Here is an 18,305-nt window from a genome sequence, read left to right on the forward strand (position 1 = left end):
CGGGCCCCTGCCCTGAGCGCGATGCGGCCGGCACGATCGGCCGACCGACGATGTGATCAGCCGACCGACGAGTAGGCCACGACTCCCCGCAGCAGCCCGTCCACCGCCTTGCGCGCGTTCCTGGCCACCGTCGAGCCCTCCGCGGGGGCCGCCGCCGAGATCTGGCCCAGCACGTCGATCACCTGCTTGCACCAGCGCACGAAGTCGCCCGCCGGCATCTCCGCCTCGCGCAGCACCTCGTCCAGCCCCTTGCCGGAGGCCCACATGTAGGCGGCCCAGGCGAAGCCGAGGTCGGGCTCGCGCTGGCCCACGCCCTCGGTCTGGTTGATGCGGAACTCCTCCTCCAGGGCGTCCAGCCGGCCCCAGATCCGTACCATCTCGCCGAGCGCGGCCTTCGCCCTGCCCGAGGGCAGCTTGGGCGGCACGGCATCGTCGCTCACCCGGGCCTCGTAGACCAACGCCGAGACGCAGGCGGCCAGTTCGGCCGGACCCAGGTCCTCCCAGACCCGCTCGCGCAGGCATTCGCTGGCGAGCAGGTCGAGTTCGCCGTAGAGCCGGGCGAGCCGCTTGCCGTGCTCGGTCACCTCGTTGCCCCGCAGGTAGTCGAGCTCGGTGAGCAGCGCCACGATGCGGTCGAAGGTGCGCGCGATGGTGTTCGTACGGCCCTCGATGCGGTGCTCCAGCTGCTTGGTGTCGCGCATCAGCCGGTGGTAGCGCTCGGCCCAGCGGGCGTGGTCCTCGCGGTCGTCGCACCCGTGGCAGGGGTGGGCGCGCAGCGCGGCGCGCAGCCGGGCGATCTCGCGGTCGTCGGCCGCCTGGGAACGCCGCTTGCGCTGCCGCTCCGGCGGGATGTGCCCGGCCTTGGTGCGCAGCGCGGAGGCGAGGTCCCTGCGGGACTGCGGGGAGCGGGGGTTGAAGGACCTCGGGATCCGCATCCGCTCCAGCGGCTCCACGGGCACCGGGAAGTCGATGGACGCCAGTCGCTTGACCTGCCGCTCGGCGGTCAGGACGAGCGGGCGCGGGCCGTCGTGGTGCTCGAAGCCGCGGTGGCCGTCGGAACGCCCCGCCGGCAGGCCCGGGTCCAGCACCAGCGCCAGGCCGGCGTACTTGCCGGTGGGCACGTGGATGACGTCGCCCGGCTTGAGCTTCTCCAGGGCCACGGCGGCCTCGGTACGCCGCTGGACCGCGCCCTGCCGGGCCAGCTCGGTCTCGCGGTCCTTCAACTCGCGGCGCAGCCGCGCGTACTCCGAGAAGTCGCCGAGGTGGCAGGTCATCGAGGCCTGGTAGCCCTGCAGGCCCTCCTCGTTGCGCTGCACCTGCCGGGAGATCCCGACCACCGACTTGTCGGCCTGGAACTGCGCGAAGGAGGTCTCGAGCAGTTCGCGGGAGCGGTGCCGGCCGAACTGCTCGACCAGGTTGACCGCCATGTTGTACGACGGCTTGAAGCTGGAGCGCAGCGGATAGGTGCGGGTACCGGCCAGACCCGCCAGGTGCTCGGGGCTCATGCCCCGCTGCCACAGCACCACCGCGTGCCCCTCGACGTCGATGCCGCGACGGCCGGCGCGGCCGGTCAGCTGGGTGTACTCGCCGGGGGTGATGTCGGCGTGCTGCTCGCCGTTCCACTTGACGAGCTTTTCCAGCACCACCGAGCGGGCGGGCATGTTGATGCCGAGGGCCAGGGTCTCGGTGGCGAAGACCGCCTTGACCAGGCCGCGCACGAACAGCTCCTCGACGACCTCCTTGAAGGTCGGCAGCATGCCCGCGTGGTGGGCGGCGATGCCGCGCTCCAGGCCCTCCAGCCACTCGTAGTAGCCGAGCACGTGCAGGTCCTCCGGCGGGATGGCGGCGGTGCGCTCCTCCACCAGGGCGCGGACCTCCTCCCGGGCCTGCTCGTCGTTGAGCCTGAGGCCCGCGTACAGGCACTGCTGGACGGCGGCCTCGCAGGCGGCGCGGCTGAAGATGAAGGTGATCGCCGGGAGCAGGCCCTCGGCGTCCAGCCGTTCGATGACCTCGGGCCGGCTCGGGGTCCAGATCCTGGAGCGCTGTCTCCGCTCGCGCTCACGGTCGGCCTCGCGCATGTTCCGGCCGCGCCGGCGGTCCGTGTAGGAGGGGCGGCCGGCCTCCAGGCGGGCCATGCGCGTCAGGTCCGGGTTGACGGCCTTCTTGTGGCCCTCGCCCTCCTCGAACAGGTCGTACATCCGGCGTCCGGCCAGCACGTGCTGGAACAGGGGCACGGGCCGGTGCTCGGAGACGATCACCTGGGTGTCGCCGCGGACGGTGTCCAGCCAGTCGCCGAACTCCTCGGCGTTGGACACGGTCGCCGACAGCGACACCAGGGTCACCGACTCGGGCAGATGGATGATCACTTCCTCCCAGACGGCGCCGCGGAAGCGGTCGGAGAGGTAGTGCACCTCGTCCATGACCACGTAGCCGAGGCCGAGGAGGGTCTGGGAGCCGGCGTACAGCATGTTCCGCAGCACCTCGGTGGTCATCACGACCACCGGGGCGTCGGGGTTGAGGCTGTTGTCGCCAGTGAGCAGGCCGACCATGCCGCTGCCGTAGCGGCGGCACAGGTCGGAGTACTTCTGGTTCGACAGCGCCTTGATGGGCGTGGTGTAGAAGCACTTCCTGCCCTGTCGCAGGGCGAGGTGGACGGCGAACTCGCCCACGATCGTCTTGCCGGAGCCGGTGGGCGCGGCGACCAGCACGCCCTTGCCCGCCTCGAGCGCCTGGCAGGCCTCGATCTGGAACGGGTCGAGACCGAAGTCGTACATCTCGCGGAAGCCCGCGAGCGCGGTGGCCTGCTCGGCAGCTCGTCTGCGCGCTGCCGCGTACCGCTCGGCCGGTGAGAGGTCCTCTGTCATCGTGCTTTCGAGCGTACCGGGCCGCACCGACAACGTGACGATCATTATCCCGATCGGCCCGGGGACGGGAAAAGGCCGGCCGCCCGCGGTGCGGGCGGCCTGGAGCCGTCGGTGGTGCCGGTGGTCAGGTCACGTCGTCGTACCCGTTGACCCGCTCGGTACCGGTCTGCTCGGGCAGGGAGCGGCGGGCGTTGACGGGTTCGATCTCGCCGATGTCCTCGGGGGTGAGGTCCAGTTCGGAGGCCTCGTCGTCGGCGGGGCCCTCGGCCTCCCGCAGGCGCCTGCGCCGGTCGTTCATCAGGGCGAAGCCGGTGGCCAGGAAGTACAGCAGGACGATCGGGGCCGCGAGCGACAGCATCGAGATCGGGTCGACCGTGGGCGTGGCGAACGCCGCGAAGATCGTGACGCCCAGGATCATGCCCCGCCACCAGCCGAGCATCCGGCGCCCGCTGACCATACCGGTGAGGTTCAGCATCACCAGCAGCAGCGGCATCTCGAAGGAGAGGCCGAAGACGATCACCATGCGGGTGACGAGGTTCAGCAGGTCATCCAGCGGCAGCAGGTTGATCGCGTCGGTGGGCGTGAAGCCGATCATGACGCTGGCCGCCGCGGGCAGCACGTGGTACGAGAAGTACGCGCCCGCCAGGAACAGGGGGAAGCCGGCCGCGACGAACGCCATCGAGTAGCGCTTCTCGTGCTTGTGCAGGCCGGGCGCGATGAAGGCCCAGAGCTGGTAGAGCCAGACGGGGCTGGCGATGACGACGCCGGCGGTCAGCGCCACCTTGATCATCAGCGTGAAGGGGCCCAGGAGGCCCTCGACGGTGATGTTGCCGCAGGCGCCCTCCTTCTGCTGGGCCAGCTCCGTGAACGGCTTGGTGCATCCCACCGAGCGCTGGATGGGCTCGGTGAGGAGATCGATGATCTCCCGGTAGAAGAAGGCGGCCACGACCGCACCGATCACAATGGCCAGGACGGCCTTCGCGAGCCGGTTGCGGAGCTCACGGAGGTGTTCCGCGAGGGGCATCCGCCCCTCGGGGTCCTTCTCCTTCTTGCGGGCAGGCTTGGGCAACCCACGTCCTCATCTCGTGCGGCAGACCGGAGCGGTCCGGCCTGCGTCAGCGCTTGGTGGTGTCCGTCGGCTCGCTGACCGGGCGCGAGCTGGTGACGTCGCCGGGAGCGGCCTGGATGGTGCGCTGCGCGGGGGGCTGCTCCTCGCCGGCGGGTGTCTGGGAGGTCTTGCCGCCGTCCTCCTTCATCGCCTTGGCCTCGCTCTTGAGGATGCGGGCGGACTTGCCGAGCGAGCGCGCCATGTCCGGAAGCTTCTTCGCGCCGAACAACAGGACGATGACGACGAGGATGAGAATGATCTCGGGGGCTCCGAGCCTTCCGAACATAAGTCTTTACCTTCTCACCGAGGCGACTGGGTGGGTGCTGTCCGACCGGCCGGACACAGGTCCGACCCATCGCTCTGGCAGCGATCGTAACGCTCAGGGGTGAACACGAGGCAATCCCTGTGCGTACGCCCGTCCGCGGTCCGGGCCTCGTTCTCCGGTCCGCGACCAGCAGCGTACCTGCCGAACGCGACGGCACGACAGGGCGAAGCGGCCCGGGACGCACGCCGTGCGGGGGCTCACAGCGCGTCCACGGACCGGGCGGCGCTCATGGTCGCCCGCTCCAGGTCCTCGGCCGCCCTGTTGATACGGCGCGCCGACTCCGTGACCTGCCGCCCGAGGCGCTGCGCCTCCACGAAGACCCGGACGGCGAGCACCCCCAGGACGACGAGCCCCACGAAACCCGCCGCCACCGCGAACATCGGCCAGAACATGACGCCGAGCCTAGAGGGTGGAGTGCAGGCGCAGGGTGCTGACCCCGCCGCCGGTGAGCAGCTCGACGATCCGCTCGCCGGCCGGCTTGCGGACCGCGGCGCCGCAGCCGGGGCAGACGAAGGAGTAGAAGGTGGTGCGGCTGCTGGCGCCGATGGCCAGGCGCAGCGCGCTCGCGGCGAGCTCGAAACGGCCCCGGCAGTCCGGGCAGCCCGCCCGGAACACCACCGGAGCCACGCTCCGCATCCCGGCGAACGCCGCCGCCACCGACATCCCCCGCGCCCCAGCCGTCGCCGACTCGCTCACAGCCCCTGCTCCTGCCTGTCGTACCGCCCGTCGCGAACCGCGTGCGCACCCCGGGCGTCCGGCGCCGTGTGGTGCCCGGTGTGCCCGGGGGTCTCGATGCCGTCGTACGCGGTCTCGTACGCCGCCAGGGCCTCGCGGGCCGCCTGCCTGGCGCTGACTGCCAGTTCACGGGGGGCGACGATGCGGCCGTCGCCGCCCAGGCGGAGCGCCAGGCGCCGGAGGGAGGCCGGATCGGGGGTGCGCAGAGTGATACGCAGGCCGCCGTCGGGGAGTTCATCGGCGCTGTCGTGCGGGTAGTACTCGGCGACCCAGCGGCCGCCCGGGCCGACCTCGACGACGACCTCCGGGTCCTCCGCGGCCGGCTGCACCAGCGCCTGGGACAGGTCGCGCAGCTCCACCTCGGGCGGCGCGGACGGCTCGTCGAGGACCTTGATCTCGGCGACCCGGTCGAGCCGGAAGGTGCGGCGCGCCTCGGAGCGGCGGCACCAGGCCTCCACGTACGTGTGCCCGACGCTGACCAGGCGGATGGGGTCGATCTCGCGCTCGGTGACCTCGTCGCGGGCGGGCGAGTAATAGCGGATCCACAGCCGGCGGCGCTCGGAGATCGCCCGGTCGACGTCGGCGAAGACGCCGCCCTCGGACTCGAAGGTCACCGACAGCCGGGAGCTGGCCCCGGCGGCCTCGCCGGCCGCGGCCTCCACCTTGGCCGTAGCCCGCAGCAGCGCCTGCCGGTCGCTCTCGCGCAGGCCCGGCAGGGTGGCCACCGCGCGGGCGGCGACCAGCAGCGCGGTCGCCTCGTCGGCGGCCAGCCGCAGCGGCTCGGCCGCCTCCGCGCCGAGCGCCGCCGGGTTGTGCCACCAGATGCGCTCGCCGTCGGTGTCGATGTCCAGCAGGTCTCCGCCACGGAAGCTGGTGCCGCACATGGGCAGCACGTCGAGGTCGGAGACCAGCTCGTCCTCGGTGATGCCGAAGGCGCGCGCCACGTCCTCCACCCGGGCGCCGGGCCGCTCCCTGAGATACGTCACCAGGGACAGCATCCGCCGGGTCTGGTCGATGGCGCTCGTGGGCCTGACCGGTTTGCCTGCCACAGTCTCGCTCGCTCCCCCTCAGCCCTTGGCCACGGCACGCAGCCGGTCCACCACGTCCGCCCGCAGCTCGTCCGGCTCCAGCACCACCACGTCCGGTCCGAACTCCACTAGCCAGGCGTCCAGCCCGTGCCCGTACGGGATGTCCAACTCGTCCCAGCCGTCGCCGAGTTCCCGCACGGCGGTGGCTTTCGCCCGAAGGGGGTATCCGGCGCCCGCGCGCAGCCGGATCCGCGCGGAGCGGTCGGCGATCTCGCCCGCCCAGCCCGCCACGGTCTCGCGTACGGTGACCACGTCGGGGACCGGGGCGGTGAAGCCGGTGCCGCGGGAGCGGACCCTGCCGGTGATCCTGGACAGCCGGAAGACCCGCTCGGCGCCGCGGTCGCGGTCGAAGCCGGCCAGGTACCAGTGGCCGCGCCAGCACTCCAGCGCCCAGGGCTCGACATGCCGGGTCTCGGGGCGGGCGGCGGTGGCCTTGCGGTAGTCGAAGACGACCGGGCGGCGGTCGCGGCAGGCCAGCATCAGCGGCTCGAAGGCGGCCTCGTGCACCGGGATGCGCGGCTCCAGGGCGCCGTGGGCCTCGTACGGGTCGACGTCCTCGGGCAGCCCGGCCGCGCGCAGCTTCTGCAGGGCGCCGCTGGCCGCTCCGGCCAGGCGGGCCTGCTGCCAGACCTTGGCGGCCAGCCCCAGGGCGGCGGCCTCCTCGGCGTCCAGGGTGATGGGCGGCAGCCGGTTGCTGTCCCGGCGGGCCAGATAGCCGATCTCGCCGTCCAGGCTCTCCACGGTCTCGATGACCAGCCCGAGCTCGCGCAGGTCGTCCTTGTCCCGCTCGAACATGCGGTTGAAGGAGTCGTCGCTTCCGGCCTCGAGGTAGGCCTCGATGGATGTGCGCAGCTCACGCTTGCTGAGCGGCCGCCGGGTCCCGAGCAGACACAGCGCCAGGTTCATCAGCCGCTCGGCCTTGGCAATGGCCATCGACGCCCTTCACCTTCCCTATGGTCCTTACGACCGAGACCGTACCGCCCCGGCGTGCGGTGACAAAAGCCGAGGCCCATGCCCGAACAGGCATGGGCCCCGGACGATCGGATCCGGTCCGGTTCCGGACGGGGATCAGACCCCGAGCAGGTCCACCACGAAGATCAGCGTCTCGCCGGGCTTGATCGCCGGGGTCGGGCTCTGGTTGCCGTAGGCGAGGTGCGCCGGGATGGTCAGCTGGCGGCGCCCACCGACCTTCATGCCCTGCACGCCCTGGTCCCAGCCCTTGATGACGCGGCCGGCGCCCAGCGGGAAGCGGAAGGGGGTGCCCCGGTTCCAGCTGGCGTCGAACTCCTCGCCGGTGCTGAAGGCGACGCCCACGTAGTGGACGGTGACGGTCTGGCCCTCCTGCGCCTCGGGCCCCTCGCCCTCCCAGATGTCCCTGATCTCGAGATCGGCCGGGGGCTCGCCGCCGGGGAAGTCGATCTCGGGCTTCTCGATGCTCACGTCTTACGCTCCTGCTCGTCCACTACAAGGAAACCATGACAACAAAACCCGCACAGTCTCGCATCCCCGCCGGGTGCGCGCCCGCGGCGGGGAGACCGTGGCGTGGCGCTACACCGCCGCCAGGATGTCCACCGAGAAGACCAGCGTGGAGTCCTTCTTGATGTCGCTGCCGGGGGGCGGGTTGTCGCCGTAGCCCAGGGCCGGCGGGACGACGACCAGGACCCGGCTGCCGACCTTCTTGCCGGTCAGTCCCTCGGCCCAGCCCTTGACGACCTGCTGCAGGGAGAACGAGGTCAGGGCGTCCCTCTTGTACGTCGAGTCGAACTCCTTGCCGCCGTCCCACAGCACGCCCTTGTACTGGACGAGCACGGTGTTCTCGGCCTTGACCACGGGGCCGTCGCCCTCGATGACGTAGTCGGCCACGAGCTTCTTGGGCGCGGCGGCCTTGGGGACGGTGATGGACGGGGCCGCGCCGTCGGTGTTGGTGCCCACCTTGGGCAGGTCGGCGTTGTTCTGCGGGACCACCCTGCCCTTGGCCGAGCTCTTGGAGTTGAAGGCGTCCTGCACGTCCACGACGAACACCAGTGTGTCGGTGCCCTTGATGCCCGCCTGCGCGTTGCCCTCCGTGCCGTACGCCCAGGTGGGCGGCACGGACATCTCGACGCGGCTGCCGGCCTTCTTGCCCGCCAGGGCGTAGCGCCAGCCGTCGATGATCGTGCCCTGGGACAGCTGGATGACCAGCGGAGCCTTCCGGTCGTAGGAGTTGTCGAAGACCTTCCCCGTGTCCCAGATCTGGCCCAGGTAGTGCGCCTGGATGTAGTCGTTCTCCGCGATCGTCCGGCCACTGCCCGCGATCACCGTCTTGACGGCGATGTCCTTCGAGGGGGCGCCGCTGCCCTTGGCGACGGTCGGCTTCTCGCCGAACTCCGTGCCCGCGGTGATCGCCGGCAGCGGCCCGGAGACGATCTTCGGCGAGGGCGCGGCGGACGGAGCCGCGACGGAGGGCGAGGACGACGCGCTCTCGCCGGCCTTGCTCGGGCCGGACTTGTCGTTGCCACAGGCAGCCAGCGTGACAAGTCCCGCGGGTACGGACAGAAGAAGTGAGCGTCGACGCACGGTGGGGGCCTCGTAATCGGTCGATCTTGTTGATGGCGTGCGCGCAACTCTACGTCGTGAGAAGGGCGCCGTACCTGAAACGTACGGCGCCCGTGTGGCGTTCCGGCCTTTCGCGCTGAACCGGCGCCCCGGTCCGCCCGGCTCACATTCCGGCGATCAGCTTCTCCACCCGGTCGTCCACCGAACGGAACGGGTCCTTGCACAACACCGTCCGCTGCGCCTGGTCGTTGAGCTTCAGGTGCACCCAGTCGACGGTGAAATCCCTGCGCTGCTCCTGCGCCCGCCGGATGAAGTCGCCGCGCAGCCGGGCCCGAGTGGTCTGCGGGGGAACCGACTTGGCCTCGAAGATCTTCAAGTCGTTGCAGATCCGGGCTGCTTGGCCCCTCTTCTCCAGCAGGTAGTACAGGCCACGACGACGGTGGATGTCGTGGTAGGCGAGGTCTATCTGGGCGACCCGCGGATGCGACATGGTCATGTTGTGCTTGGCCCGGTACCGCTCGATGAGCTTGTACTTCATCACCCAGTCGATCTCGGTGCCGATCCGGTCGAGGTCCTCGGTCTCGATCGCGTCCAGCGTGCGGCCCCACAGCTCCAGCACCCGCTCCACCGTGCCGGTGCGGATACCGCGCCGCTCGCAGAAGTCCACCGCCTTCTCGTAGTACTCCCGCTGCACCTCCAGCGCCGAGGCCTCCCGGCCGCTGGCCAGGCGCACCTTGCGGCGGCCCGTGATGTCGTGGCTGACCTCGCGGATCGCCCGGATCGGGTTCTCCAGGGTCAGGTCGCGCATCACCGTGCCCGCCTCGATCATGCGCAGCACCAGGTCGGTCGCGCCGACCTTCAGCAGCATCGTCGTCTCGGACATGTTGGAGTCGCCCACGATGACGTGCAGCCGGCGGTAGCGCTCAGCGTCCGCGTGCGGCTCGTCGCGCGTGTTGATGATGGGCCGCGAACGGGTGGTCGCCGAGGAGACGCCCTCCCAGATGTGCTCGGCCCGCTGGCTCACGCAGTACACGGCCCCGCGCGGCGTCTGCAGGACCTTGCCCGCACCGCACAGCAGCTGCCTGGTGACCAGGAACGGAATGAGGATGTCCGCGAGCCGCGAGAACTCCCCGTGCCGCGCCACCAGATAGTTCTCGTGGCAGCCGTAGGAGTTGCCCGCCGAGTCGGTGTTGTTCTTGAAAAGGTAGACGTCGCCCGCGATTCCCTCCTCGTGCAGGCGTCGCTCCGCGTCCACCAGGAGTCCTTCCAGAATGCGCTCGCCGGCCTTGTCGTGGGTGACCAGTTCGATCACATTGTCACATTCGGGTGTCGCGTATTCCGGATGTGACCCCACGTCGAGATAGAGCCGGGCCCCGTTTCGCAGAAAGACATTGCTGCTGCGGCCCCATGACACGACACGGCGGAAAAGGTACCGCGCCACCTCGTCAGGAGACAGACGCCGCTGTCCCCTGAACGTGCACGTGACGCCGTACTCGTTCTCCAGCCCGAAAATGCGGCGGTCCATGCATGAACCTTACGCCCGATCCCCTGAACTCAAACGGGGTTCGACAGCACGATTTGGATCATTTTCCGATGAAGCCGCAACCACCGCCCGCCCCACGGGAGCTGAAAGGGCCCGCCCGGTGGCCAGCAACACCAGCAGCGACACGGCCCCCGCGGCACCCGGCAGCGCGAAACCCCACAGCGCGCCACCCGTCTGGACCACCGGACCCGCGAGCCCCGTTCCCACCGACGCGCCCACGGTGATCGTCGTCACCAGCCACGAGAACGCCTCCGTCACCGTCCCGGCCGGAGCGTGCCGGTCCACGATGATGAACGCACAGGCGATGCACGGCGCGAGGAACACCCCCGACAGCGCCGCCAGCAGCACCATCGCCACCACGCCCGGCATCAGCGTCAGCGGCAGGTAACACACCGCCAGAAGAGCCACCAGCACCCTCAGTCGCCGCTCGGGCGCACCACTCCACTGCCGCGCCCCGTAGACGGCACCGCCCACCAGCGCGCCCAGCCCCAGCGCGGCCATCAGCCAGCCGTACACCGCGTCACCGCCGTGCTCGTCGGCGTACGGCACCGCCGCCACCGTGATCGAGCCCAGCGCGACCCCCACGAACAGGAACGCGCCGAGCAGCGCCAGCAGCCCCGGTGAGCGCAGCGCGCCCAGCCAGTGCGCCTCCCGCGGCGCCGAGCGCCACGCGCGCGAGGGCGGCGAGCAGACCACGGACAGCGCGCCCAGCACCCCGAGGACGTTCAGCACCACCAGCGCCGCCTGCGCCGACCACAGCGACACGCACAGGGTGACCAGCAACGGGCCGACGGTGAACATGATTTCCTGCGCCACGGCGTCCATGGCGTACGCCGTGTGCACCTGGTCGTCCCGGCGCAGCACGGCGGGCCACAGGGCGCGCAGACCGCCCTCCAGGGGCGGCGCGAAGAGCCCGGCCACCGCCACGGCCGTACCGGCGAGAACGGGCGGCTCGATGCCGGTCAGGGCGAAGACGGTCATCGCCAGGGCCGCGGCGAGCGCGGCCGGCAGCTGGACACGGGGCTGCCCGTGCAGGTCCACCAGCCGCCCGAGCACCGGCTGGCCCACGGCGTTGGCCACGCCGTACACCGCCGCCAGCGCCCCCGCCAGGCTGTACGTGCCGCCCTCCGCGCGGACGAACAGCACGATCGCGATCGCCGCGGTCGCGTTGGGCAGCCGCCCCACGAGCGTGCCGGCCAGCAGCCGGGTGGCGTGCCTCGCCCTGAGGATCTCCAGGTATCCCGCGAATCCCGCGGCCATCGCTCCGCCCTTCGTCGGCTCGCCCGAGGCGCTGGAGCAACCTCCGGTGTTACGTATAACTTACTCGGTCATACGTACCATGTGCGCTGTTCACCGGTCCAGACGAAGGAGCAGTGCCGCGGTGGCACGAAGCAGCACGCCCACCAGCCGTGACGTCGCCCAGGCCGCCGGGGTCTCCCAGGCCGCCGTCTCACTCGTCCTCGGCGACAAGTGGCGCGGCCGGGTGGCCGAGGCTACCGCCGAACGGGTGCGGCGGGNGGGCCGCCGAGGAGCTCGGCTACCGGCCCAACCTCGCCGCCCGCAACCTGCGCCTCGGCCGCACCCGCACCGTGCTCCTCGTCGTCCCGGCCCTGACCACCGAGTTCTTCGCCGGGGTCTACACCGGGGCCGCCCGCGTCGCCGCCGAACACGGCTTCGGCGTCGTCCTGTACCCCTCCCCCGAGGGCATCGGCCCCGCGAAGAACCCCTTCGCCTCCGCCCGGGCCGCCCTGGACGGCGTGATCGCCTCCTCCATGGCCGCCGACGCCCTCACCGCGATCCGCGGCGACCAGCTGCCCCTGGTCATGCTGGACAGCGACCCCGACGGCAGCCTGGGCGCCGCGACCGTCAACCTGGACATCGCGGACGGCGTACGCCAGGTCGCCGACCACCTGCTGGACCTGGGCCACCGGAGATTCCTGCACCTCGCGGCGGACGTGGCCTCCTGGACCTTCGACGTGCGGGCCCGGGAGCTCACCGCACGCGTGGGCGCCGTGCCCGGCACCTCGGTGCGCACCGTCCGCGCCCCCCTCTCCATCGAGGACGCCCGCGCCGCCACCGAGGCCGCGCTCGGCGCCCCCGGTCCGCGACCCACCGCGCTGGTGTGCGACGACGACAAACTGGCCGCCGGCGCCTACAAAGGCCTGCGCCGCCTCGGACTGCGCGTCCCCGACGACCTCTCCGTCACCGGCCTGGACGACCTCGCCCTCGCCACCGCCATCGACCCCGAGCTGACCACCGTACGGCTGGACGCCGAACTCTTCGGCGAACGGGGCATGCACGCCCTCCTCGCCGTCCTGGAGGGCCGCACGCCCCAGGGCGGCGACATCCCCGTGGAACTGGTCGTACGGGGCTCCACGGCACCGCCGGGCGCCCCCTGAAACGCCTGGCTGCCCCGGCCGTGTCGTCGGCCGGGGCACCCGGGAACGGAGCGGTGGGGCGGTCCTACTTCTCCTCGGAACCCTCCGAGTCCTCCTCCTCGGAGCCCTCCGCCTCCATCGCGGCACCGTCGCCCTGCAGCAGCCGCTGGAGCTGCCGGCCCACGATCCGCTTGAACTTCCGCTTCTGCGGGCGCGTACGGTCCAGCACGGCCACCTCCAGGCGCTCGGCGGGGATCTCCCGCTCGCTGCCGTTGGTGTCACGGGACAGGGCCTGCACGGCCAGCTTCAGCGCCTCGGCCAGCGACATGCCGTCCCGGTGGCGCTGATCCAGGTAACCGCTGATCTGCTCGGCGTTGCCGCCGACCGCGACCGAGCCGTGCTCGTCCACGATCGACCCGTCGTGCGGCAGCCGGTAGATCTGGTCGCCCTCCGGGGTCTCCCCCACCTCGGCGACCACCAGCTCCACCTCGTACGGCTTCTCCGCCGCGCTGGAGAAGATCGTGCCCAGCGTCTGCGCGTAGACGTTCGCCAGACCCCGGGCGGTCACGTCGCCCCGGTCGTAGGTGTAACCGCGCAGGTCGGCGTAGCGGACGCCGCCGATGCGCAGATTCTCGTACTCGTTGTACTTGCCGGCCGCCGCGAACGCGATCCGGTCGTAGATCTCGCTGAACTTGTGCAGCGCGCGGGACGGGTTCTCACCGACGAACACGATTCCGTCGGCGTACTGCAGCACCACCAGGCTGCGGCCCCGGGCGATGCCCTTGCGGGCGTACTCCGCCCGGTCGGCCATGGCCTGCTGAGGGGAGACATAGAACGGCGTCGACACCGGTTATCCGTCCCTTTCTGTCGAAGTCACTGGACCACCCTGAACAAGAACCGGCCGCCGGCTACAGCAGCGCCGCCCGCGGGCCGTCCGGCTGCTCCAGCCGCCGCTGCAGCACCGAGCGGGCGATCTCGGAGGACTCGTCCTCGGTGAGCCGTCGGAAGCCGTCCTCGGTGATCACGGTGACGATCGGATAGATCCGGCGGGCGACATCGGGACCACCGGTCGCCGAGTCGTCGTCTGCCGCGTCGTACAGGGCCTGCACCACCAGCGTGGTGGCCTCGGCCTCGGTCAGGTCCTCGCGGTAGAGCTTCTTCATGGCACCGCGCGCGAAGATCGAACCGGAACCGGTGGCGGCGTAGCCGTGCTCCTCGGAACGGCCGCCGGTGACGTCGTAGGAGAAGATCCGGCCCTTCTCACGGTCCAGGTCGTACCCCGCGAAGAGCGGGACCACGGCCAGGCCCTGCATGGCCATGCCCAGATTGGAGCGGATCATGGTCGACAGCCGGTTCGCCTTGCCCTCCAGCGACAGCTGCGTCCCCTCCACCTTCTCGAAGTGCTCCAGCTCCAGCTGGAACAGCTTCACCATCTCCACGGCCAGACCGGCCGTGCCGGCGATCCCCACGGCCGAGTACTCGTCCGCCGGGAACACCTTCTCGATGTCCCGCTGCGCGATGACGTTCCCCATGGTCGCCCGCCGGTCACCGGCCAGCACGACGCCCCCCGGGAAGGACACCGCCACGATCGTCGTCCCGTGCGGCGCCTCGACCACCCCCTGGGTCGGCGGCAGCTGCCGGTTGCCGGGCAGCAGCTCCGGCTGGTGCTCGGCGAGAAAGTCCATGAAGGAGGAGGACCCAGGCGTCAGGAAGGCAGCCGGCAGACGCCCGGTGCTACGAGTGTTGGCTTCCACGCGTTTCCTTCCACGTATGCGGCCGCCCGCCTTGTGACGTCGGGCCGATCCTTGAGCTGCCCCAGCGCGGCGTTGCGGCTGAAGCACAGTACGCCACGGACCCTACCCGTCTCGTGGCGGTGATCCACATGTGCCGGCGGAGCCGACGAACGGATGCGGCGGACGCCCCGTTGCGAAGCGACCGGCATGGCGCGCTCGGCTTCCGTGATGCCGTACCGGCGCTTCAGGTTCTCCTGTCCGCCCCGGACTGCCCGACACTCCTTGCAGCGCGTCGAGAGGCCGTCGGACGCGCTTGAGTCGCGATGCCACTCGCTGTGCGGCTCGACCTCGCCACGTGCCCGGCAGAGCCCGTGCCCCGCTGGAACGCCGCCCTTCTCCCCGACGGGCTCTTCCATGGCTTCCCGGCGGTGCCGGTAGTGCGCGGCGCTGTATTCCGCCACGCACTCCCGGTACCGCGCTCGAAGGCCGTCGCGTCTGTTCTCCTCCCGCGCGAAAGCGGTGAGCGGCAGGTCCCTCCCGCAGCCCGTGCACCGCTTCCCCGGCCTTTTCTCAGCCATCCCCCGAAACCTTCGTTCTGAAGGCGATTGGACCTGACTTCCTTTACTCTCCACCCTTTTGAACGAAGCTTCGAACGAAATCCTCGGCGTTGGACTCGAGCACGTCATCGATTTCGTCGAGGACGTCGTCCACGTCGTCGCTCAGCTTCTCGTGGCGTTCCTTGAGGTCTTCCGCGGCCTGTGCGTCCTGGGCCTGCTCCTCGATCTCCTCGGTGGAGCGCGTGGCCTTCTGCTGCCCGCCGCCGGTGTCCTTCGTTGCCATAACCCTCACCCCGCTCAATTCGCCCGACATGGTCGGGCATGACGGCCGATCGGTGTTGATCAGACCCTACAAGGCGGGTCTGACATCGGCCCCGCAGTTTCTCCAACCTACGGGGGCCATCTCGATGATTCCCGGACCTCGGGTCCTCCACCCCGGGCGGCCGGCCCGGCCCGGGTACCCCTTCGTGTTCCTTCGTGTCCGGTCAGCTCCCGGACAGGACCCTGACCAGGTCCTCCGCGGTGCGGCAGCGGTCCAGGAGCTCCTTGACGTGATTACGCGTTCCGCGAAGCGGTTCCAGGGTTGGGACGCGCTGGAGCGAGTCCCGGCCCGGCAGGTCGAAGATGACCGAGTCCCAGGAGGCCGCGGCGACGTCGTCGGCGTACTGCTCCAGGCAGCGTCCGCGGAAGTACGCGCGGGTGTCCTCCGGCGGCTTCGTACGGGCCCGGTCGACCTCGGCCTCGTCCAGGAGCCGCTTCATGCGCCCGCGGGCCACCAGGCGGTTGTACAGGCCCTTCTCGGGGCGTACGTCCGCGTACTGGAGGTCGACGAGGTGGAGCCGGGCGGCGTCCCAGTCGAGGCCGTCGCGTCGCCGGTAGCCCTCCATGAGCTCCCGCTTGGCGACCCAGTCCAGTTCGCCGGCCAGGCTCATGGGGTCGTTCTCCAGGCGGTTGAGGGTGTCCTCCCAGCGGGTCAGGACGTCCTTGGTCTGTTCGTCGGCGTCCGCCCCGAACCGCTCCTCGACGTACTTGCGCGACAGCTCGTAGTACTCCATCTGGAGCTGTACGGCGGTGAGTGTGCGGCCGCTGCGGAGCGTGATCAGGCGCTTGAGCGACGGGTCGTGCGAGACCTGGTGGAGTGTGCGGACGGGCTGGTCGACGGCCAGGTCGACGGCGATGAAGCCGTCTTCGATCATGGACAGGACCAGGGCGGTCGTGCCCAGTTTCAGGTATGTCGAGATCTCGGAGAGGTTCGCGTCGCCGATGATCACGTGCAGTCGGCGGTATTTCTCCGCGTCGGCGTGCGGTTCGTCGCGCGTGTTGATGATCGGCCGTTTGAGTGTGGTCTCCAGACCGACCTCGACCTCGAAGTAGTCGGCGCGCTGGCTGAGCTGGAAGCCGTGCTCGTGGCCGTCCTGGCCGATGCCGACGCGGCCGGCGCCGGCGACGACCTGGCGGGAGACGAAGAAGGGCGTGAGGTGGCGCACGATGTCGGAGAAGGCGGTTTCCCGCTTCATCAGGTAGTTCTCGTGCGTGCCGTAGCTGGCGCCCTTGTTGTCCGTGTTGTTCTTGTAGAGGTGGATCGGCTGGGCGCCGGGCAGCTGGGCGGCCCGTTCGGCGGCCTCGGCCATGATCCTCTCGCCGGCCTTGTCCCACAGGACGGCGTCGCGCGGGTTGGTGACCTCGGGCGCGCTGTACTCGGGGTGGGCGTGGTCGACGTAGAGCCGTGCGCCGTTGGTGAGGATGACGTTGGCCAGGCCGATGTCCTCGTCGGTGAGCTGACTGGCGTCGGCGGCCTCGCGGGCGAGGTCGAAGCCACGGGCGTCCCGCAGCGGGTTCTCCTCCTCGAAGTCCCAGCGGGCCCGGCGGGCCCGGTGCATCGCCGCCGCGTAGGCGTTGACGATCTGGGACGAGGTGAGCATGGCATTGGCGTTGGGATGGCCGGGGACGGAGATTCCGTACTCCGTCTCGATGCCCATTACTCGCCGTACGGTCATGCGGCCCTCCTTGCCCGGCGGCGCCCTCGGTCGTGGGCGGCGCTCAAGTACCGCTGGTGCTCGGGTGCCTGTGCGGTGCCCGTTCCCACACCGCGCAACCCGGCGGTAGGAAAGAGCCTAGAACGCCTTTGCGCTGGTGGGGAGATCATTTGCCTCATTGCCTGCTCCGTGCGGTGGCCCCGGAAAACAGTCGGCTGCGGGTACCCCGTGGAGGGCACCCGCAGCCGCCCTGCTTTTACAGGTACTGACCGGTGTTCGCCACCGTGTCGATGGAGCGTCCGGTGTCCGCGCCCTGCTTTCCGGTGATGAGGGTGCGGATGTAGACGATCCGCTCGCCCTTCTTTCCGGAGATCCGGGCCCAGTCGTCGGGGTTGGTGGTGTTGGGGAGGTCCTCGTTCTCCTTGAATTCGTCCACGCAGGCCTGGAGCAGGTGGGAGACGCGCAGGCCCTTCTGGTTCTTCTCGAGGAAGTCCTTGATCGCCATCTTCTTGGCGCGGCCCACGATGTTTTCGATCATGGCGCCGGAGTTGAAGTCCTTGAAGTAGAGGACTTCCTTGTCACCGTTGGCGTAGGTGACCTCCAGGAAGCGGTTCTCCTCGGTTTCGGCGTACATGTGCTCCACCGCGGTCTGGATCATGGCCTGGACCGTGGCGTCCTTGTCGCTGCCGTGTTCCGCGAGGTCGTCCGCGTGCAGCGGCAGACGCTCGGTGAGGTACTTACCGAAGATGTCCCTGGCCGCTTCGGCGTCCGGACGCTCGATCTTGATCTTCACGTCGAGGCGGCCGGGCCGCAGGATGGCCGGGTCGATCATGTCCTCGCGGTTGGAGGCGCCGATCACGACCACGTTCTGCAGGCCTTCCACACCGTCGATCTCGGCGAGCAGCTGCGGGACGATGGTGTTCTCCACGTCCGAGCTGACGCCGGAGCCGCGGGTCCGGAAGAGGGACTCCATCTCGTCGAAGAAGACGATCACGGGAGTGCCCTCGCTCGCCTTCTCCCGGGCCCGCTGGAAGACGAGGCGGATCTGCCGCTCGGTCTCGCCGACGTACTTGTTCAGCAGCTCGGGGCCCTTGATGTTGAGGAAGAAGCTCTTGCCGGCGGCCTGGCCGGTCACCTCGGCGACCTTCTTGGCGAGCGAGTTGGCGACGGCCTTGGCGATGAGCGTCTTGCCGCATCCGGGGGGTCCGTAGAGCAGGACGCCCTTCGGCGGGCGCAGTTCGTGCTCCTTGAACAGGTCCGGGTAGAGGTACGGCAGCTCCACGGCGTCGCGGATGGCCTCGATCTGGTTGCCGAGGCCACCGATCTGCTCGTAGCCGATGTCGGGCACCTCTTCGAGGACGAGTTCCTCGACCTCGCTCTTGGGCACGACCTCGTAGACGTAGCCGGACCTGGGTTCGAGCAGGAGGGCGTCGCCGGGGCGGATGGTGACGTCCAGCAGCGGC

At 70.3% G+C, this 18,305-nt stretch carries 18 protein-coding genes and 1 pseudogene; 2 read left to right on the forward strand and 17 right to left on the reverse strand.

Annotation, left to right across the window (positions count from 1 at the left end):
- Positions 1-56: 56 nt before the first annotated feature.
- From RH94_RS11340 to RH94_RS11390, 11 genes are all read right to left on the reverse strand, one after another.
- Complete coding sequence (locus RH94_RS11340; protein ID WP_073947477.1) at positions 57-2,909, reverse strand: DEAD/DEAH box helicase; 2,853 nt, start codon at positions 2,907-2,909, stop codon at positions 57-59.
- Between the two features lie 79 nt (positions 2,910-2,988).
- A complete protein-coding gene (gene tatC, locus RH94_RS11345) occupies positions 2,989-3,933 on the reverse strand; it encodes a twin-arginine translocase subunit TatC (RefSeq protein WP_073947478.1) in 945 nt (314 codons plus the stop codon).
- 46 nt (positions 3,934-3,979) lie between these two features.
- Positions 3,980-4,258: a Sec-independent protein translocase subunit TatA gene (tatA, locus tag RH94_RS11350; RefSeq protein ID WP_073947479.1), complete on the reverse strand. Its 279-nt coding sequence runs from the start codon at positions 4,256-4,258 to the stop codon at positions 3,980-3,982.
- Between the two features lie 236 nt (positions 4,259-4,494).
- The gene (locus RH94_RS11355) at positions 4,495-4,689 is read right to left on the reverse strand and encodes a hypothetical protein (protein ID WP_073947480.1); all 195 of its coding nucleotides are present in this window, start codon (positions 4,687-4,689) and stop codon (positions 4,495-4,497) included.
- Between the two features lie 10 nt (positions 4,690-4,699).
- The gene (locus RH94_RS11360; RefSeq protein ID WP_073947481.1) at positions 4,700-4,993 is read right to left on the reverse strand and encodes a hypothetical protein; all 294 of its coding nucleotides are present in this window, start codon (positions 4,991-4,993) and stop codon (positions 4,700-4,702) included.
- Positions 4,990-6,081, reverse strand: coding sequence for a helix-turn-helix transcriptional regulator (locus tag RH94_RS11365; RefSeq protein WP_073947482.1), 1,092 nt, complete (start codon positions 6,079-6,081; stop codon positions 4,990-4,992). Before RH94_RS11365 ends, RH94_RS11360 begins: the two co-directional genes overlap by 4 nt.
- Before the next feature lie 18 nt (positions 6,082-6,099).
- Positions 6,100-7,053, reverse strand: a complete 954-nt coding sequence (locus RH94_RS11370) for a helix-turn-helix transcriptional regulator (protein WP_073947483.1) — start codon at positions 7,051-7,053, stop codon at positions 6,100-6,102.
- Between the two features lie 135 nt (positions 7,054-7,188).
- Positions 7,189-7,560: an FKBP-type peptidyl-prolyl cis-trans isomerase gene (locus RH94_RS11375; RefSeq protein ID WP_073947484.1), complete on the reverse strand. Its 372-nt coding sequence runs from the start codon at positions 7,558-7,560 to the stop codon at positions 7,189-7,191.
- A 108-nt stretch (positions 7,561-7,668) separates the two neighbouring features.
- Complete coding sequence (locus RH94_RS11380) at positions 7,669-8,676, reverse strand: FKBP-type peptidyl-prolyl cis-trans isomerase (RefSeq protein WP_073947485.1); 1,008 nt, start codon at positions 8,674-8,676, stop codon at positions 7,669-7,671.
- Between the two features lie 142 nt (positions 8,677-8,818).
- Entirely contained in the window at positions 8,819-10,180 is a 1,362-nt protein-coding gene (gene pafA / locus RH94_RS11385; protein ID WP_073947486.1) for a Pup--protein ligase, read from the reverse strand.
- A 9-nt stretch (positions 10,181-10,189) separates the two neighbouring features.
- A complete protein-coding gene (locus tag RH94_RS11390) occupies positions 10,190-11,458 on the reverse strand; it encodes an MFS transporter (protein ID WP_073947487.1) in 1,269 nt (422 codons plus the stop codon).
- 79 nt (positions 11,459-11,537) lie between these two features.
- On the opposite strand from RH94_RS11390, the gene RH94_RS43075 reads away from it, so the two are divergent.
- Both RH94_RS43075 and RH94_RS11395 read left to right on the forward strand, forming a co-directional pair.
- Positions 11,538-11,715, forward strand: a 178-nt coding sequence (locus tag RH94_RS43075; RefSeq protein ID WP_234425702.1) for a LacI family DNA-binding transcriptional regulator, incomplete at its 3' end; no start/stop codon positions are given.
- 1 nt (position 11,716) lies between these two features.
- Positions 11,717-12,597 (forward strand): annotated as a pseudogene (locus tag RH94_RS11395) (LacI family DNA-binding transcriptional regulator); the annotation flags it as partial.
- A gap of 64 nt (positions 12,598-12,661) precedes the next feature.
- Here RH94_RS11395 and prcA read toward each other — a convergent pair.
- The 6 genes from prcA to arc all read right to left on the reverse strand — a co-directional run.
- On the reverse strand, positions 12,662-13,423 hold the full coding sequence (gene prcA, locus RH94_RS11400) for a proteasome subunit alpha (protein WP_073947488.1): 762 nt from the start codon (positions 13,421-13,423) through the stop codon (positions 12,662-12,664).
- Between the two features lie 61 nt (positions 13,424-13,484).
- On the reverse strand, positions 13,485-14,330 hold the full coding sequence (gene prcB, locus RH94_RS11405; protein WP_073947489.1) for a proteasome subunit beta: 846 nt from the start codon (positions 14,328-14,330) through the stop codon (positions 13,485-13,487).
- A complete protein-coding gene (locus tag RH94_RS11410; RefSeq protein ID WP_324614260.1) occupies positions 14,282-14,995 on the reverse strand; it encodes an endonuclease VII domain-containing protein in 714 nt (237 codons plus the stop codon). Before RH94_RS11410 ends, prcB begins: the two co-directional genes overlap by 49 nt.
- On the reverse strand, positions 14,931-15,149 hold the full coding sequence (locus tag RH94_RS11415; RefSeq protein WP_073947491.1) for a ubiquitin-like protein Pup: 219 nt from the start codon (positions 15,147-15,149) through the stop codon (positions 14,931-14,933). The genes RH94_RS11410 and RH94_RS11415 overlap by 65 nt, the downstream gene beginning before the upstream one ends.
- A 202-nt stretch (positions 15,150-15,351) precedes the next feature.
- Positions 15,352-16,863, reverse strand: a complete 1,512-nt coding sequence (gene dop, locus RH94_RS11420; protein ID WP_388346520.1) for a depupylase/deamidase Dop — start codon at positions 16,861-16,863, stop codon at positions 15,352-15,354.
- Between the two features lie 235 nt (positions 16,864-17,098).
- On the reverse strand, positions 17,099-18,305 hold a 1,207-nt coding region (arc, locus tag RH94_RS11425; protein ID WP_234425694.1), incomplete at its 5' end, for a proteasome ATPase.

It is taken from the genome of Streptomyces kebangsaanensis, assembly GCF_001906585.1.
GTDB classification, from domain to species: Bacteria; Actinomycetota; Actinomycetes; order Streptomycetales; family Streptomycetaceae; genus Streptomyces; species Streptomyces kebangsaanensis.

What these genes read in the sequence shown, in the direction of transcription:
- RH94_RS11355 (WP_073947480.1), bottom strand. Translation starts at nt 4,689, where the DNA reads ATGTTCTGGCCGATGTTCGCGGTGGCGGCGGGTTTCGTGGGGCTCGTC.
- dop (WP_388346520.1), bottom strand. Translation starts at nt 16,863, where the DNA reads ATGACCGTACGGCGAGTAATGGGCATCGAGACGGAGTACGGAATCTCC.
- RH94_RS11415 (WP_073947491.1), bottom strand. Translation starts at nt 15,149, where the DNA reads ATGGCAACGAAGGACACCGGCGGCGGGCAGCAGAAGGCCACGCGCTCC.
- RH94_RS11390 (WP_073947487.1), bottom strand. Translation starts at nt 11,458, where the DNA reads ATGGCCGCGGGATTCGCGGGATACCTGGAGATCCTCAGGGCGAGGCAC.
- pafA (WP_073947486.1), bottom strand. Translation starts at nt 10,180, where the DNA reads ATGGACCGCCGCATTTTCGGGCTGGAGAACGAGTACGGCGTCACGTGC.
- RH94_RS11370 (WP_073947483.1), bottom strand. Translation starts at nt 7,053, where the DNA reads ATGGCCATTGCCAAGGCCGAGCGGCTGATGAACCTGGCGCTGTGTCTG.
- tatA (WP_073947479.1), bottom strand. Translation starts at nt 4,258, where the DNA reads ATGTTCGGAAGGCTCGGAGCCCCCGAGATCATTCTCATCCTCGTCGTC.
- RH94_RS11410 (WP_324614260.1), bottom strand. Translation starts at nt 14,995, where the DNA reads ATGACGTGCTCGAGTCCAACGCCGAGGATTTCGTTCGAAGCTTCGTTC.
- RH94_RS11340 (WP_073947477.1), bottom strand. Translation starts at nt 2,909, where the DNA reads ATGATCGTCACGTTGTCGGTGCGGCCCGGTACGCTCGAAAGCACGATG.